This is a genomic window from Nocardia sp. NPDC004123 (assembly GCF_053603795.1).
Genome location: NZ_JBSGGG010000018.1, coordinates 87018 through 103327 on the forward strand (window position 1 = coordinate 87018; position 16310 = coordinate 103327).

Consider the following 16310-nt stretch of genomic DNA (forward strand, 5'->3'; position numbering starts at 1 on the left):
CCGCGCCGTGACCCCCGTCGATGTCACCCCTGCCGTCGAGGTTCTCGAGGCCGCGAAATCGGTGACGATTCTCTGCCACATCCAGCCCGATGCCGATACCGTCGGCAGCGGGCTGGCCCTGGCGCAGGTGCTGCGCCGCCGCGGGGTCCCGGTCGTCGTCTCCTTCGCCGAACCGGCCGAACTGCCGGTGTCCATGCGGTCGCTGCCCGGCACGGACTTGCTGGTCCGCGCCGACCAGGTGCCGCGCGAGGTCGATGTCCTGGTGTCCGTGGACTGCGGCAGTGCCGGACGGCTCGGCTCGCTGCGTGACCGATTGGACAGCGCCGCAACGACTTTGGTCATCGACCACCACCGGTCCAACACCCGCTTCGGTCGGGTCAATGTCGTGGACGAGGCCGCCGAATCCACCGCGGGCGTCATCGCCCGCATCCTGGAGGCGTGGGGCGAGCCCATCGATCGCGATATCGCGCACTGCCTCTACGCCGGATTGGTCACCGACACCGGCTCTTTCAAATGGGTGCGCCCCGGCTCCCACACCCTGGCCGAACGCCTCCTGGCCACCGGCATCGACGGCGCGGCCATCACCCGCACCCTGATGGACACCCATCCTTTCGCCTGGCTCCCCATGCTGTCCCGGGTCCTGGCCTCCGCCCAGCTGATTCCGGATGCCGCCGCCGGCGCGGGCCTGGTCTACGCGGTCGTCCGCCGCGAGGACACCGAGGCCGTCCGCTCCGAAGAGGTCGAGAGCATCATCGACCTCATCCGCACCACTGCCGAAGCCCAGGTCGCCGCGGTCTTCAAGGAATCCCGCACCGACCCGGACCACTGGACGGTCTCCCTGCGCTCACACGACGCCGCCGACGGCTCACCCGGCCTGGACGTCGCCCGCGTCGCCACCGCCCTCGGCGGCGGTGGACACCGCTACGCCGCAGGCTATTCCACCACCGGCCAGGCCCCGGACCTGCTGGCGAACCTTGTCCGCGAACTCGGCTGACCCGGATCCCGGTGTCGCTCAGCTCGATTCGTCACCGCGGTCTGGTCGACCCGCCGATGCCGCGCAGGGTGAGGTAGGCGAACAACGCGCCCATGACGGCGACGCCCCGGGTGATCGGCCGGGTCAGTCCGGCAGGCCGAAGATGGTGACACCCTTGGGGGCTTCGACTCGGTAGCCGAGGGTGATGACCGTCCGGTCCTGCGGCTCGAGGTGGCGTTTCCAGGTGAGGATGCCGAGGTCGTCGCGCTCGGTCGGGGGCGGTTTCAGGACCGTGTCGCGGACGGTGACCGTGGCGTCGCGGGCGACCGGCAGGCGGTCGAGGACAGTCACGGTGGTGGGGCGGGCGCCGTGGTTGGTGACGGTGATCGTGTACTCCATTTCGACGCGGCGGGCCGAGCCGAGGGTCGCCCTGGAGGCATTGCGGCGCACCAGTTCTCGTTCGACACGGATGCGATCGTCGACGCCGAGGGCGAGTTCGCGTTCCTCGCCGGGGGCCCAGAGGTCGAGATCGGTGGCGCCGACGTATTCGGTGTCGTTGAACAGGGACGCGCGGCCCTTGGGGAAGGTGTGCTCGGAGGTGTTGCGCGCGGTGGCGCGCAGGATCGCCTCGGGTGCGCGGATCGGCGCGGTCACGTGATCCAGATCGGCCTCGAGGTCGAGGGCGATGATCAGCGTGCGGTGTTCGGTGCCGTCGGCGGCGATGGCGACCGGGCGCTGCGGCGAGTAGGTGGCGGCGGTGGCCCCGTGCTCGACGGTTGTGACCGCTTCTCGGACCGGGGGCGGCGGCGGTGGCGGTGGCGGGAACGCGCCGGCGGGCGCGGGCGCGGCTGGGGCGAGCATGGGGTTCGCGCCGTCGGAGTCCCCGGACCGGGAAGCGTGCCGCCTGGCCATGAGTTTCGGCTCGGGCGGCGTGGTGCTGAGGTACCAGGGGGCCAGTTCGGGCACGTCCAGGGCGACCGCCGGGCGGGCGGTCGACAATTCGAGGCGGCATTCGGGCCAATCCTCGCCGGTCTGCTGGCGCACCAGTCCGAACCAGCGCAAGCTCAGGCCCCTGTCGTCGAGGCGCAGATCGTAGGTGCTGGTCCAGCGCGCGCCGGGCACCACATAGGACAGTTCCAGTTCGGCGGTGGCCGGCCGGGCGGCGTCGACGGTGATGACCGCGGCCCGGATGTCGGGGCGGTTCTTGCGGCCCAGGTCCGCCAGCCGCCGCTCGATCGCCCGCTTGTCCAGAATGTGCTCCTGCCGCAGGCGTTCTCGGTCGCGGCGTCCGGCGTGCACGGCCCCGTATTGCGCCTCGAGACTGTCGCCGAAGGCGATGACCCGCTCGTCGGTCGTCTTGGCCAGGTGCCCGGCGGACTTGCGGACCAGGCGCTGCAGGAATTCGATGCGGGCGTCGGCGGCGCGGTCGGCGTCGGCGAGTTCGGCCAGCGCGGCATCCAGTTCGTTTCTGCGGGAGGTGAGCTCGGCGATCTGTTCGTCGTCCGGCTCGGGCTGCCGTTCGGTGATGATGTCCACCCCGAGGACCGTCACGTCGCCCCGGCCCGCGACGCGGATCGAGTCGCGCAGCAGTTCCAGCGGCAGCGGTGACACGCGGATGCGATGTTCGCCCGCGTCCAGTGTCGCCTTGCCGGACCGGGTGACTCGGGCCCGATCCGGATAGACCGTCACCGCCGCGATTGTTGTCTCGAGATCCACCATGCCGCCCAGCCTGCCCGAGGAGCCGTCGCGAGTCGACGGGAATACGCGCGGCGATACGACCGTGCCGGGGGAGGGGCACCGCGAATAGCTGTCTGCCGGAGCCGAATTCGCAGGTGCGAGTTGTCCGGGGTCGCGAGCGAGTTCCCTCGGGTGGCCGAGGAATCGGTGGCGAACCTGGTCCGCTGACCCAGCCGAAGGCGGTCGGCGAGAACGCCGCTGCTGGTGAGTCGGATGCGGAAACGGACATATATTTGCTTGACTATGGATCTCGATCGGTGGCCGGCGGCACGGGTCTCGCTGCTTGCGGGATCTGGAAAAGCGGTGGTGACAGGCGGATCAGCGGGTTCGAGGGTGGGGTGGCGGCGCGGTGCGGCTGGGTCGGGGTGGTGTGGGATGGTGGGCGGATGAGCAGTGCCGGCGTGGTGGATGGTGGCGGGGAGGACCCGGCATTCGTGGCCGCGTCGGCGGAGGACGCGGCAGCGGTGCGGGGCGCTGAGGCTGCGGCGGCCGGGCCGCGGCGGATTCTCGGGATCGCGGTGCCGACGCTGGGGGTGCTGGTCGCCGAGCCGATTTATCTGCTGTTCGATATGGCAGTGGTGGGGCGGCTGGGGGCCTTGGCGTTGGCCGGGCTGGCCGTCGGGGGATTGATACTGGCGCAGGTCGGTTCGCAGTTGACGTTCCTGAGTTATGGGACGACGGCTCGGGCTGCGCGGCGGCACGGGGCGGGGGATGAGCGGGCGGCTGTTGTCGAGGGGGTGCAGGCGAGCTGGATCGCGGTCGGGGTGGGGTTGGCGATCGTGCTGGTGGTGCAGGTCTGCGCGGGGCCGATCACGCGGGCCATCGCGGGTGGGGACGACATCGCGCGGGCGGCGGAGTCGTGGGTGCGGATCGCGTTGTTCGGGGTGCCGCTGATCCTGTTGTCGATGGCGGGGAACGGGTGGATGCGCGGGGTGCAGCAGACTCGGCGGCCGCTGAGGTATGTGGTTGCGGGGCTGGTGGTTTCGGGGGTGTTGTGCCCGACGCTGGTGCACGGGCTGCTGGGGGCGCCGCGGATGGAGCTGGCGGGGTCGGCGGTCGCGAATCTGGTGGGGCAGTCGATTTCCGGTGCGCTGTTCGTGAGTGCGCTGTGGCGGGCGAAGGTGCCGCTCGCCCCGCATCTCGAGATCATGAAGGCGCAGCTGGTGCTGGGGCGGGATCTGATCGTGCGGAGCCTGGCGTTCCAGGCGTCGTTCGTGTCGGCGGCGGCGGTGGCTTCGCGGTTCGGGGCGGCATCGGTGGCGGCGCATCAGCTGGTACTGCAGATCTGGAATTTCCTTGCGCTGACCCTGGATTCGCTGGCGATTGCGGCGCAGACCCTGGTGGGTGCCGCGCTCGGGGCCGGAAACACGCGCGGCGCACAGGGTCTGGCGCGGCGGATCACCGGCTGGTCCACGGTCTTCTCGGTGCTGCTGGCGGCGGTGTTCGCGGCCGGATACTCGGTGATCCCGCGCTTGTTCACCGATGATCCGTCGGTGCTCGATCGCACCCACGTGGTGTGGTGGTTCTTCGCCGCCATGATCCCGGTAGCGGGAGTGGTGTTCGCGCTCGACGGCGTGCTGCTCGGCGCCGGCGATGCCGCGTTCCTGCGCAATGCCACGCTGGGGTCGGCGCTGCTGGGGTTCCTGCCGATGATCTGGCTGTCGCTGGCCTACGACTGGGGGATCGGCGGAATCTGGACCGGGCTGGTCGCTTTCATGCTGCTGCGCCTGGTCGCCGTCAGCCGGCGGGCGCTGTCCGGGCGCTGGGCGCGGGTCGGGGCCGAGGTGCCGCGCCGCGCCGCCTAGGAGAAATGCGTTCGGCGGCAGCGGGATCGGCGGCCGAGGCGGAGTGCGCCCCGGCCACCCCCTCCGGAGCTAGTCGGGCGCGCCGTTCGCCTGGGCGGCGGCCTGCCTTGCGAGGTTCTCGACGACCTCGGCCTGCCAGTTCTCGTTGGCGTGGGTGGTGTCGACCTCGTATTCGAACCGGTCGGTCATCTCCGGCTTCACGTCGGCGACATCGACATAGAACTGCTCGTACCACCGCCGGTGCTGGTAGACCGGCCCGTCCTCCTGGGTCAGCAGCGGATTGTCGATGCGGGTCTTGTGTTTCCAGATCTCCACGTCCTGCAGGAATCCGACGCCGAAGCTCTTGCCGAACGCCTTGGCCAGCTTCTCCGACTTCTCCGGCGGCAGGCCCTTGATGCGCTGCACGCTCACGCCCCACTGCAGGACGAAGGAATTGTGCGTCACCGGGTAGTGACAGTTGATGAGCACCACCTCGACGGTGTTGTCGCCGAAGTCGTTGTGCAGGGTGTTGATCATGTAGGACGGCCCGTAATACGAAGCCTCCGAACGCAACAGCGACATCTCCTGCGAGTAGTTCGACTTCGCGTGCACGTCCGGTCGCCCCTTGGAGTGCAGGAACTGCGTCGCGACGTGCCCTTCGAACACATTCTTGAAGTACACCGGGTACGCGTAGTGGATGTAGAAGAAGTGCGCCATATCGACGTTGTTGTCGATGATTTCGCGGCAGTGCGCGCCCTCGATGAGCAGGGTGTTCCAGTCCCAGTCGCTCCACTCGTCGGTGTCGATGCCCTCGATGTGCGGGATGGCGACCTCGGGCGGCGGCGGATTGCCCTCGGGATCGTTCCACACGAAGAACTGCCCGTTCTCCTCGCAGGTGATCCAGGATCTGGTGCGCGCCAACGGCGGAACGCGGCGGGCATAGGGGATGGCGGCGCATTTGCCGTCGCCGCGCCAGCGCCAATCGTGGAAGGGGCAGGCGATATTGTCGTCCTTGACGCTGCCGTAGGCGAGGTCCGCGCCCATGTGCCGGCAGTACCCGTCCAAGGCGTGCAGCTCGCCCTTGCTGTCGGACCAGATCACCAGTTTGGTGCCGAAGGCGTTGACCGAGTGGGGTTTTCCGTCCCGGAAGCTCTCGGCCAGCCCGAGACAGTGCCAGCCCCGGGCGAATCGGGTCATCGGCTCGCCGACATCGATGCTGCGATAGTGCTGTTTCATGGGCGTCCTCCACGCTGATTCATGTGCGTCCTCCGCGATTGATGATCGGCGCCATCACGTCGGGCAGGAGCCTGTTGAGCCCGATGATGAGGCGGTTGTAGGCGGGAAAACTGATGTACTGCTTGTTCTTCGCGACGCCGTCGAGAATCGCGTCGGCGGCGGCGAGCGGCCTCACCTTGGCGAAGGGCAGCTTGTCGATGGAGGCGCGGTAGTCGTAGCCGGGCAGGTTCACGGCACTGTCGAAGATGCCGGTGTCGACCACGCCCGGCAGCACCACGCTGACCTTGATTCCGTGTTCGGCGGCCTCGGCGCGCAGCGCGGTGCTCAGGCCGACCACGGCGTGCTTGGTGGCGGTGTAGGCGACCGATCGCGCCACCGGCAGGACGCCCGCGCTGCTGGCGGTATTGACGATGTGCCCGCCGCCCTGGTCGAGCATGCGCGTGTAGGCGAGCTGGGTGCCGTGCACGACGCCCCAGAAGTTGACGTCGACGATCTGGTTCCAGGCGATGTCGGTCATCTTGGCGAAATCGCCGCCGACCACGATGCCGGCATTGTTGAACATGAAGTCGAGCCGCCCGTGCTCGGCGACGGCGCGCTCGACCACGTCGGCGAGGGCCTCGCGGTCGGTGACGTCGGCGACCATGGTGGTGAGGTCGCCGGCGCTGCTCGCGGCCAGCGAGTCCAGGCCCGCCACCGCGCGGTCGACGGCATAGACGCACGCGCCGCCCTGCAGCAACCGGGTCACGAGCGCTCTCCCCATGCCGGAGGCGGCACCCGTGACGATCGCGGTGGCGGCGGAATAGGTCATGAGCCCGAGGTTAAGCACTTGCGCTTACTGGAACAAGTGTCAGTTTCGGGCCGTGGGGGACGGTCAGGCCCTGCGATACCGGCGCACAACGACTTTCGCGGGCCGGATGGACCGATCTCCTATCGTCAGCCCCGGCTGGATGACCGACTCCACGGTCCGGTCGGCGGCCGGATCGTCGGTGTCGGTGAGCTCGGCGGCCTCCATGGTGTCCGGATCGAAGTCCGTGCCCCGGAACGGCGTCACCAGCTCACCGCCCCGCTCGGCCAGCATGCGCTCGACCCGGCGGCTCATGGTCTCGAAGCCCTGGCGGTCCGGCTCCGAATCGGTGGTGGAGGCGAAGGTCTGGGCCAGGCCGTGCAGGGCGAACAGGTCGCGGATCAGGGGAGCGTCGGCTTCGGCGCGCTCGTCGCGGATCTTCAGTTTCGCCTCGTCGGCCAATCGCTCGATGGTGGCGGCCTGCCGGGCGATGACGCGGGCCAGGTCGTCGATGCGTTCGGTGATGCGGTCGAGCGTCGTGGCCGGTAGGTCGGTCGGGGCGGGCACTACGGGCAGGGCCGGGAGGGTGGCCGCCGGGGATGGATCGGTCATGCTCGAACGATAGACCCGGTAGTCGATCCCGGCTGCTACCATCGCCGTCGTGGGGGTCTATGGAATCGATCTGGGCACAACGAATTCGGCAATTGCCACAATTGACGCAGACGGCCGGCCGGAAGTGCTGATCGGGCTCAATGGTGAACCGACCGTCCCGTCTGTCGTCTTGTTCGCCTCCGCCACCGACCATGTGGTGGGGGAGGGCGCGCGCCGGCAGGCCCGCCTCGATCCCGATCACGTGTGCACGCTGGTGAAACGCCGCATGGGAGATGCGGAGTGGCGGTTCGGCGCGCACGGGCAGCTGTGGTCGGCGCCCGCGGTCTCCTCTCTCATTCTGAAAAGCCTTGCCGCCGATGCCGAATTCGCGGGCGGCGAACCGGTGCGGCGGGTGGTGATCACAGTGCCCGCCTACTTCGGCGACGAGGAGCGCCGGGCCACCATTCAGGCCGGCACCTACGCCGGATTCGAGGTGGCGGGCGTGCTGTCCGAGCCCATCGCGGCGGCGCTGTCCTACGGTTTCGGGCGGCTGGACGGCGGCATCGAGATCGGCGCGTCGCCGGCGCGCGAGACCGTGCTGGTCTACGACCTCGGCGGCGGCACCTTCGACGCCACCGTCATCGAACTCGCCGACCGCCGCATCTCGGTGCTGGCCGTGGAGGGCGATCATCAGCTCGGCGGCGCGGACTGGGACGAGCGGCTGGCGCTGCACCTGTCCCAGCGGTTCTGCGCCGCCAATCCGGATGCCGAAGACCCCCTGGACGATTCGGTCGGCTCGCAGCTGCTGGTGCTGGCGGCCGAGCAGGCCAAACGCGAGCTGACCACCGCCGACAGCACCGAGGTGGTGATCGCGCACGACGGCGCGCGGGCGGTGATCCCGCTGACCCGCGACGAACTCGAGGCCATGACCGCCTCGCTCATGCGGCGCACGGTGTATCTCACCAAGGCGGTGCTGGCCGCGGCCGGGCAGCGCGGGGTCCGGCAGGTGGATCGGCTGCTGCTGGTGGGCGGCTCGTCGCGGATGCCGATGGTGGCCGAGCAGCTGCACAAGGAATTCGGGCTGATCGGTGAGCTGCGCGATCCGGATCTGTCGGTGGCGCGCGGGGCCGCGCTCTACGGCGAGAAGCTGGAGATGGAGCGGCTGGTGGCCGCGGATCTGGTGACCCGTGGGCGACTACGCGACGGCGCCGGGCTGAGCGAGGCGGATCCCGGCGATCTGGAGGCCTCGCTGGCGCGGGTGGCCGATTCGTTCGGGCAGCCGGTGAGCCTGGTGCGCCGCATGATCGAGATCCAGGTGGACACGGTGGTGTCGCGCGGCTTCGGGGTGCTGGCGCTGGATCCGTTCAACGGGCTGGCGGCCAGCTGGCTGGTGCATCGCAATCAGACCCTGCCCATTCGCGTGCGGCGGTCCTACGGGACGGTGCGGGCGGACCAGGATCAGATCGAGCTGACCATCGTGGAGCAGCAGGGGCAGGCGGCGTCGACGCGGCCCGAGGACACGAAGGTGTTGGTGGAGGGCAGGATTCGGGACATTCCACCCGGGTATCCGGAGGGCAGTGAAGTCCGGGTGACCTTCGAGATGGGATTCGACGGCGTGCTGCACGTGACCGCCTACCATGTGGATGCCGATCTGCCGCTGACGCTTTCGGTACAGACCGGGGCCACCCTGTCGCAGGCGGACGTGGAGCGCGAACTGGATCAGTTGCAGCGCACCCGGCGTCGCAACTCCTGACCGGTATACGCTGTCCGACGACAAGCCATGCATGCCTTCGATTCCAATGACTACCGCAAGCGCGTCCTCGCTGCCGTCGAGCGCCGGGGCGGGCTCGATGAGTCGGATGCCTTCGAGCTGTACGACATTCCGCTCGCGGAGGCCGCGCGGCTGAGCGACGCCGAGGTGGCGGCGCGGGTCGAGGCGGTCTGGGCGTTCTGGCAGAAGCTGCGCGACCATCCCAAGTACCGGGTGCTGGCCGGGCTGCTGGTGGACGCGCACGCCGAGCTCTCGGAATCCTTGCTGCACACCGGTTCCCGGCTCGTCGAGGCCGATCGGGTGACGCAGTTGCGGGCCCGGCGGGAGGCCGAGCGCTACGAGATGCTCGACGCCGCCATCGAGCGGCTGGTGGCGCGGCACGGCGGCATTCCCGCCGCCAAGATCCCCGGCCTCGAGGACATCGGCCGGATGGGCGGGCTGACCGTGGCCGAGATCGCCGCCCGGGTGCGCCGCCACCGCATCATCGACGAGGCGCCCGCACCGGCATCGCCGCCCGCCGCGCCCGCCCTGAGTTCCGAACGCCGCCGGCAGATCCGCGCGCTCCTCGCCGAATACGAGCGCCTGCTCCCCGGCGATCCGGTCCCCACCCTGCTGGCCCTGCTCGGCATGGAATTCGCCGCCGCCCACCACACCAACGAGATCCGCCTGCGCGCCGGCGCCCTGCGCGCCCGCACCCGCGAACTGCCGCCCGGCCGGATCCGCGTGGTCCTCGACGAACTCCTCATCCATATCGGCGACATCCTCGAGCCCGGCGGCGCGATGGTCGACGCCTACCTCCTCGCCATCACCGAGACGGTCACCGACCAGCTCCGCCCCCAGGTCCGCGCCGCCGTACTCGTCGAAGATCTTCTGGTAGCAGCGGATTTCGACTACCTCCTCGGCATCGCCATCGCCGCCGGCCTCGACCGCGCCGCCGCCGAACGCGTCCTCATCACCCTCACCGACGAACTCGGCACCACCGTCGAAGGCCGCGAACACCTCGCCGCCCCGTCCCGCTCCGGTGGGCCCGCGCAGACCAGGTCCGCCACAACGACTTCGACCCGCTCCGCGGGGAATGGTGCTCCATCGGGGACCGGCGCGGACGCCGGAAGCGAATTCGGCCGCGACCCCGCGAGCAACCCTCGGGGTGAGGGTCCGGCCGCTTCCGACACCGGCGACGTACCGGGAACCGGTGGCGGGCAATGGCATTCGGGCGGTGGCGCACCTGCTCGAGGTCGTGGAGAGGCGCCGGAGGCGGCGCAGTGGCAGCGGACGCCCTATACGGGCGAGGCGAGCGGTGCGGGTGCGGGGCGGCCGTGGGAGGCGGCGTTGCGGGCGGCGCGGGCCGCGTTGCGGGCGGGACGGCCCAGGGAGGCGGCCGGATTCGTCACGGATGCGCGGCGCGCGGTCGGGGACGACGGTCCGGGGGCGCGGTCGGTGCGGGCGGTGGGGGAAGAGGTCGAGCGGGTGCTGGCGGAGGCGGCCGTGCACTGGCGGGCGGCCGTGTCCTGTTGTGCGGGGCGGCGGTTCGTGGAGGCGCTGGGCGAGCATCTGGATTTCCTGGATCGGCGGGCGGCGGACGTGCCCAATCCCGATCCGCGGGGAGCGGGCCGGGAGTTGCTGATCGGGCGGGCGCGGGCGGCGGTGATGGAGGCGGGGCGGCTGTTCGAGGCGCTGCCGTCGGATCCGGGACTGCGCATGCAGGCCGTGCGGGCCGTGCTCGAGGTGTGCGCCGACCATGCCGAGGCGCTGGCGGCGCTGGCCGAATTGCAGGTGGGCGCGCCGGGAACGGTGACGGTGAGCCGCAAGCCGGACGGGACGGTGGTGATCACCTGGCTCCCGTCGCGGACCACGCAGGTGGAGTATCGCGTCACGCGGCTGCTCGCCGACGGGTCGTGGCGGGTGGTGGGCCGCACCCGCGGCACCGCGCTGGAGGACGGCGGGGCGCCGACCGGGCCGGTGCCGGTGTACGGGGTGGTGGCGTCCGTCTCCGGCCGGGCCTCCGAAATGGCCCGGTCCGGTGCGGATTCGGACCGCGATACGGCCCAGCGCGGCGAGCCGGATGCCGCGGGTGGCGGGCCCGATGGCGACCGGCCCAGCGGTATGCCCACCGCGCGCAGCCTGGCCGAACAGCGCGGGCTGCTGGTCTTCGAATGGCCGATCGGCATCACCGAGGTGATGGTGGTGGCCCGCCCCGACGCCCCGCCGGTGGATCCCGAGGATCCCCGGGCGCGCCGGTGGAAGGTCACCAATATGCGCTACGAGATCGACGGCGGGGTGCGGATCCCGTCCGAGATCCCGCGGCCCTGTCACGTCGCCGTGGCTTCCTGCCGGCGCGATGCCACCGGAACTCTCACTGTCGCCGCTGGATTCGCCCCGGACGCCCGGATTCGCTGGGTGCGCTGAGAGCCGCTGTGGCCCCGCATGGGAATCTGGTGGGGGCCGGGTCTGTTGCTGCGAGGACCGGTCGCGAACAGAGAGGCGGAGCTGGGTGATTCCGAAGTTGATGGCGGTGAGCGACATCCATGTCGGTCATCAGGGCAACAAACCGGTGGTCGAGGCGATCCGCGCGGATTCCCCCGAGGACTGGCTCATCCTGGCCGGTGACGTCGGCGAGAAGACCGATGACATCCGCTGGGCCCTGGAGACTCTGCGGGGCCGCTTCGCCAAGGTCATCTGGGTGCCCGGCAATCACGAATTGTGGACCACCGCAAAGGATCCCGTGCAGATGCACGGCGCGGCCCGCTACGACTACCTGGTCTCGCTGTGCCGCGATGTGGACGTCGTCACGCCGGAGGACCCGTTCCCGGTGTGGGAGGGCGCGGGCGCGGAGGAGTTCGGCGGCGCGGTCACCCTGGCCCCGCTGTTCATGCTCTACGACTACTCCTGGCTGCCGGAGGGCGCGAAGACCAAGGCCGAGGGCCTGGCCATCGCCAAGGACCGCAATGTGGTGGCCACCGACGAGTTCCTGCTCTCGGCCGAGCCGTACCTGACCCGCGACGCCTGGTGCCACGCCCGCGTCCAGTACACCCGGCGCCGCCTCGACGCCCTGCCCGCCGACACCCCGCTGGTGCTGATCAACCACTTCCCGCTGCTGCGCAAGCCGGTCGACATGATGTGGTACCCGGAGTTCTCCCTGTGGTGCGGCACCGACCTCACCTCCGACTGGCACACCAGCTACAACGTGGTCTGCGCCGTCTACGGCCACCTCCACATCCCCCGCACCACCTGGTACGACGGCGTCCGCTTCGAAGAGGTCTCCCTCGGCTACCCCCGCGAATGGCAGCGGCGCGGTCTCCCCGACAAACTGCTGCGCCAGATCCTCCCCGTCCCCGACTACGGCGACACCCTCAACGAGTGGGGCGGCCACTTCAAGATCACCCCTGAAATGCAGGCCGCCGCTCTGAAGATGAAGGAAGCCGCCGAACGCCGCCGCGGGGTCTGACACCCGGTGAATCGGGCCGGCCGGTTGCCGCGGTGGCCTGGCCCGATTCACCGGTGGCACACCGGTTTTCAGAGCAGGTGTTCGATGCGCACCGGGAACTCGCGGATGCGTCGACCGGTGGCGTGCGCGATCGCGTTCACGATGGCGGCGGCCGCGCCGATCATGCCGAGCTCGCTGAGCCCCTTCACACCCAGCGGGTTGACGATCGCGTCGTTGACCTCCACGAAGGAGATGTCGACCTCCGGTGCGTCGGCATTGACGGGCAGCAGATATTCCAGCAGTGACGGATTGGCCCATGCGCCGGTGCGCGCATCCGGCAGCGTCGCCTCCAGCAGCGCCTGCGACAGCCCCCAGTTCATGCCGCCCAGCACCTGGCTGCGCGCCAGCTTGGCATTGAGCACCCGCCCGGGCGCGAAGGCCCCCACCATGCGCCGCACCCGGACCAGCCCGAGTTCCGGATCCACCGCCACCTCGGCGAACTGCGCGCCGAAACTGATGCGCCCGAACGGCAGATCGCCGGTGGGCGGGTGCCAGGTGCCGATGGTCTCCAGGTCGGTGAGATGGTGCCGGGCCAGCAGTGCCGAATACGTCTCGCCGACAGCGGGATTGAAGCGCACCCGCAGCCGCCCGCCGCGCGCCTCGATCTCCGGGGCGATCCGCCCGTGCAGCGGCGACTCCGGATCGCCGACCGCGAGCGCGATCAACTGCCTGCGCAGATCGGTGCACGCGGTGTGCACGGCCGCGCTGATCATGCCCGCACCCATCGATCCGACGGCCGCCGCGATGTTCGGGTAGTCGGTGTCGCCGATATCGATTCGGATGCGGTCGAATTCGACGCCCAGGGCGTCCCCGGCGACCTGCGCCATGGCGGTGGCCACGCCGGTGCCGAAGTCCTGGGTGCCCGCCTGCACGATCAGCGCCCCGTCGGCGAGCAGGCGCGCATGGGCGCGCTGCGGCTGTCCCGGCTCGTACACCGGGTATCCGGCGGTGGCCATGCCCCAGCCCAGCAGCCAGTGGCCGTCGGCGCGCGGGGCACCGCGCCCGGTCTCGCTGGACCAGCCGAAGCGTTCGGCGGCGGTGCGCACGCATTCGGCGTACCCGTCGGAGCTCCACGGATGCCCGCTCGCCGGGTCGATGGTGGCGTGATTGTGCAATCGCAATGCCATGGGGTCCATGCCGATGTCGGCGGCCAGCTCGTCGACGGCGCACTCCATGGCGAGCATGCCGGAGGCCTCGCCGGGCCCGCGCGTGAACGTCGGCGACATGAGGTTGCCGCGAATGAGGCGATACTGCCCGTCCCAGTGCGGAATCGCGTACGCCTGCCCGGCCACGCCCAGCGACACCTCGGCCCAGTCGTCGAACGGTGAGGTGACGGACAGCTTGTGGTGCCGCAACCCGGTGAACGTCCCCTGGCCGTCGCAGGTCAGCGTGACCCGCTGCTCCTGTTCCTCCCGCAATCCGGTGCCGTAGAACATCTGCTCGCGGGTGAGCACCACCTTGACCGGGCGGCCCAGTTCCCGGGCGAGCATGGGCGCGAGCGTGACATGCGGCCAGATCAGGGCCTTGGCGCCGAAGCCGCCGCCCACGTAGTGCGCGATCACTCGCACATTCGCGGGTGAGATGCCCAGGTACGCGGCCACCGTGGCCTGGGTGGCGCTCACGCCCTGGGTGGCGTCGTACACGGTGACGGTGTCGCCGTCCCAGCTCGCCGCGGTGGCCGAGCACTCGATGGGATTGTGGTGGTTGGCGGCGAAATGGTAAGTGGCGTCGACGGTGTGGACCGCGGTGTCGGCCGCCGCCTCGAAGTCCCCGCGCGACTGCACGGCCGGGACGAGACCGCAGAAGACCGTCTTCGGCTGATACTGCGCGTCGCGTCCGTCCTCGAGCCGGATGAGCGGCTGTTGCGCGTCGTAGTCGGCCGTCACCAGCTCGGCCGCGTGCTGGGCGGACTCGAAGGTATCCGCGACCACCACGGCGATCGGCTGGCCGTAGTAGTGAATCGTGGCGTCCTGCAAGGGGAAGAAGGTCTGCCCGGGCGCGGGCCCGCCGAAGCCGGACGGCCACTGCGACGGGATGGCCGCCACCTTCGGCAGGTTCTCGTGCGTGTACACCGCGACCGCCCCCGCCGCGAGCGCGGGCCCGCTGTCGATGGAAAGCACTGTGCCGCTTCCGATTCGCGCGCCCACGATCACCGCGTGCGCCAGGCCGGGCAGCGGCACCTCGGCGGTGTACTGCGCCGCCCCGGTGACCTTGGCGCGCCCGTCGACCCGATCGAATCCCTGCCCGATCAGCGGCCGGGCCGCGGTGGCGGTCATCGCGTCGCTCCCGAAAGCGGCTGCGGTGTCACCGTTTCCAGCGCCCGCACCAGCGTCCGCCGCGCCAGTTCCGCTTTGAACGCGTTCATGGGATGCGAGGTGTCCGCGCCCTGCACTTCGGTCGCCGCGGCCTTGTCGAAGTTCTCCCGGGTCGCGGACACCCCGATCAGCAACTGCTCGGCGATCCGGGCCCGCCACGGCTTGGTCGCGATACCGCCCAGCCCGATCCGCACATCCAGCACCGTGCCCTCGGCGACACTCAGCGCGACCGCCGCCGAGGCGAGCGCGAACTCGTAGGACTCCCGGTCGCGCACCTTCAGATAGTGCGAGTTGCGGGCGAACGGCAATGCGGGCACATCGATGCGGGTGATCAGCTCGTCGGGGGCGATCGGATGCTCGAGCTGCGGAGTGCGGCCGGGCAGCAGGAAGAAGTCGTCGAAGGCGATCGTGCGTTCCCCGCGCGGACCCCACACGGTGACCGTCGCCTCCAGGGCCGTCAACGGGACCGCCACATCCGAGGGATGGGTCGCGAAGCACCGCTGCCCGGTCCCGAGCACCGCGTGCCCCCGGTGCGACCCGTCGATCGCATCGCAGCCCGACCCGGGATCGCGCTTGTCGCAGGCGCTGGCGGGATCCCGGAAATACGAGCACCGCACCTTCTGCATGAGGTTGCCGCCCATGGTCGCCATGTTCCGCAACTGCGGCGACGCGCCCTGGAGCAGCGCCTGTGACAGGAACGGATAGCGTTCGGCCACACCGGATTCCGCCGCCACCTCGCTCATGGTGGCGAGCGCGCCGATGCGCAGCCCGCCGTCGGCGGTGTGCTGGATTCCGCCCAGCGGCAGCCAGGTGATGTCCACGACATTGTCCGGTTCCAGCGCGCCGGTGCGCAGCAGGTCCACCAGTGTGGTGCCGCCCGCCAGGAAAACCGTTGCGGGCCTGGAGGTCACGGTGCTCACCGCCTGTTCGACGGTGGTCGGCCGGGCGTAGGAGATGGGCTTCACGGCAGCTCACCGTCCTCGCGCCGCAGGGCGTCCCGGCCCCGGCAGACGGCCTCCCGGATGTTCTGATAGGCCGCGCACCGGCAGATATTGCCGCTCATCCACTCCGCGATCTCGGCCTCGGATTCGGCGTGGCCCTCCTCGATGCATTTGATGGCCGACATGATCTGGCCGGGAGTGCAGTAGCCGCACTGGAATCCGTCGGCCGCCAGGAACGCCCGCTGCACCGGATGCAGCCGGTCCCCGTCGGCCACGCCCTCGATGGTGGTGATCTCGCGGCCCTCGGCGGCCAGCGCCAGGGTCAGGCAGGCCAGCACCCGCCGATTGTCGATCCACACCGTGCACGCGCCGCAGGCGCCCTGGTCGCAGCCCTTCTTGGTGCCGGTCAGGTGCAGGTGCTCGCGCAGTGCGTCCAGCAGGCTGGTGCGGGGTTCGAGCACGGCGTAGTGGTCGTGGCCGTTGACGCGCAGGGTGGTCATGGTGCGGGTGGGACCGATGAATCCGGCCGGCGCGGAGCCGGTCCGTTTCGTTGGTTCGACGGTCATATCGCGCCTCCTGCCTCGCGGACTCGCCGGGAGCGCCGCGATGGTTGCGGACTGCGGATTGGATATGAGCTGGCAAAAGCCTAGCAACGGACTCGCGGCGGTGTCCGGCGAAGAGCGCTCCCGGATGA

Annotated in this window: 12 protein-coding genes; 5 read left to right on the top strand and 7 right to left on the bottom strand. The window is 70.3% G+C overall.

Annotation, left to right across the window (positions count from 1 at the left end; all coding sequences use genetic code 11):
* Positions 1-7 precede the first annotated feature (7 nt).
* Positions 8-994, top strand: coding sequence for a DHH family phosphoesterase (locus ACWEQQ_RS26255; protein ID WP_452350079.1), 987 nt, complete (start codon positions 8-10; stop codon positions 992-994).
* Between the two features lie 123 nt (positions 995-1117).
* On the opposite strand, the gene ACWEQQ_RS26260 is transcribed toward ACWEQQ_RS26255, so the two are convergent.
* Entirely contained in the window at positions 1118-2692 is a 1575-nt protein-coding gene (locus tag ACWEQQ_RS26260) for a DUF4139 domain-containing protein (protein WP_452350080.1), read from the bottom strand.
* Between the two features lie 404 nt (positions 2693-3096).
* On the opposite strand from ACWEQQ_RS26260, the gene ACWEQQ_RS26265 reads away from it, so the two are divergent.
* Entirely contained in the window at positions 3097-4515 is a 1419-nt protein-coding gene (locus ACWEQQ_RS26265; RefSeq protein ID WP_452350081.1) for an MATE family efflux transporter, read from the top strand.
* Between the two features lie 69 nt (positions 4516-4584).
* On the opposite strand, the gene ACWEQQ_RS26270 is transcribed toward ACWEQQ_RS26265, so the two are convergent.
* The 3 genes from ACWEQQ_RS26270 to ACWEQQ_RS26280 all read right to left on the bottom strand — a co-directional run bounded on the left by ACWEQQ_RS26270 (position 4585) and on the right by ACWEQQ_RS26280 (position 7126).
* A complete protein-coding gene (locus ACWEQQ_RS26270) occupies positions 4585-5730 on the bottom strand; it encodes a Rieske 2Fe-2S domain-containing protein (protein WP_452350082.1) in 1146 nt (381 codons plus the stop codon).
* 19 nt (positions 5731-5749) lie between these two features.
* Positions 5750-6538 (bottom strand): SDR family NAD(P)-dependent oxidoreductase, encoded by a 789-nt coding sequence (locus ACWEQQ_RS26275; RefSeq protein ID WP_452345397.1) that lies wholly within the window; start codon positions 6536-6538, stop codon positions 5750-5752.
* A gap of 63 nt (positions 6539-6601) precedes the next feature.
* On the bottom strand, positions 6602-7126 hold the full coding sequence (locus ACWEQQ_RS26280) for a nucleotide exchange factor GrpE (protein ID WP_452350083.1): 525 nt from the start codon (positions 7124-7126) through the stop codon (positions 6602-6604).
* A 49-nt stretch (positions 7127-7175) separates the two neighbouring features.
* On the opposite strand from ACWEQQ_RS26280, the gene ACWEQQ_RS26285 reads away from it, so the two are divergent.
* The 3 genes from ACWEQQ_RS26285 to ACWEQQ_RS26295 all read left to right on the top strand — a co-directional run bounded on the left by ACWEQQ_RS26285 (position 7176) and on the right by ACWEQQ_RS26295 (position 12321).
* On the top strand, positions 7176-8858 hold the full coding sequence (locus ACWEQQ_RS26285) for an Hsp70 family protein (protein ID WP_452350084.1): 1683 nt from the start codon (positions 7176-7178) through the stop codon (positions 8856-8858).
* A 27-nt stretch (positions 8859-8885) separates the two neighbouring features.
* Positions 8886-11282 carry an Ig-like domain repeat protein gene (locus ACWEQQ_RS26290; protein ID WP_452350085.1) on the top strand — a complete coding sequence of 799 codons (2397 nt, stop codon included), beginning with the start codon at positions 8886-8888 and terminating at the stop codon, positions 11280-11282.
* A gap of 85 nt (positions 11283-11367) precedes the next feature.
* Positions 11368-12321 carry a metallophosphoesterase family protein gene (locus tag ACWEQQ_RS26295; RefSeq protein WP_452345393.1) on the top strand — a complete coding sequence of 318 codons (954 nt, stop codon included), beginning with the start codon at positions 11368-11370 and terminating at the stop codon, positions 12319-12321.
* Between the two features lie 68 nt (positions 12322-12389).
* Here ACWEQQ_RS26295 and ACWEQQ_RS26300 read toward each other — a convergent pair whose 3' ends face one another.
* From ACWEQQ_RS26300 to ACWEQQ_RS26310, 3 genes are read right to left on the bottom strand one after another with little or no spacing between them, the layout of a single operon-like run.
* Entirely contained in the window at positions 12390-14636 is a 2247-nt protein-coding gene (locus ACWEQQ_RS26300) for a xanthine dehydrogenase family protein molybdopterin-binding subunit (RefSeq protein WP_452350086.1), read from the bottom strand.
* On the bottom strand, positions 14633-15640 hold the full coding sequence (locus ACWEQQ_RS26305; RefSeq protein ID WP_452350087.1) for an FAD binding domain-containing protein: 1008 nt from the start codon (positions 15638-15640) through the stop codon (positions 14633-14635). The genes ACWEQQ_RS26300 and ACWEQQ_RS26305 overlap by 4 nt, the downstream gene beginning before the upstream one ends.
* Positions 15637-16182, bottom strand: a complete 546-nt coding sequence (locus ACWEQQ_RS26310) for a (2Fe-2S)-binding protein (protein WP_452350088.1) — start codon at positions 16180-16182, stop codon at positions 15637-15639. Before ACWEQQ_RS26310 ends, ACWEQQ_RS26305 begins: the two co-directional genes overlap by 4 nt.
* Between the last annotated feature and the right edge of the window lie 128 nt (positions 16183-16310).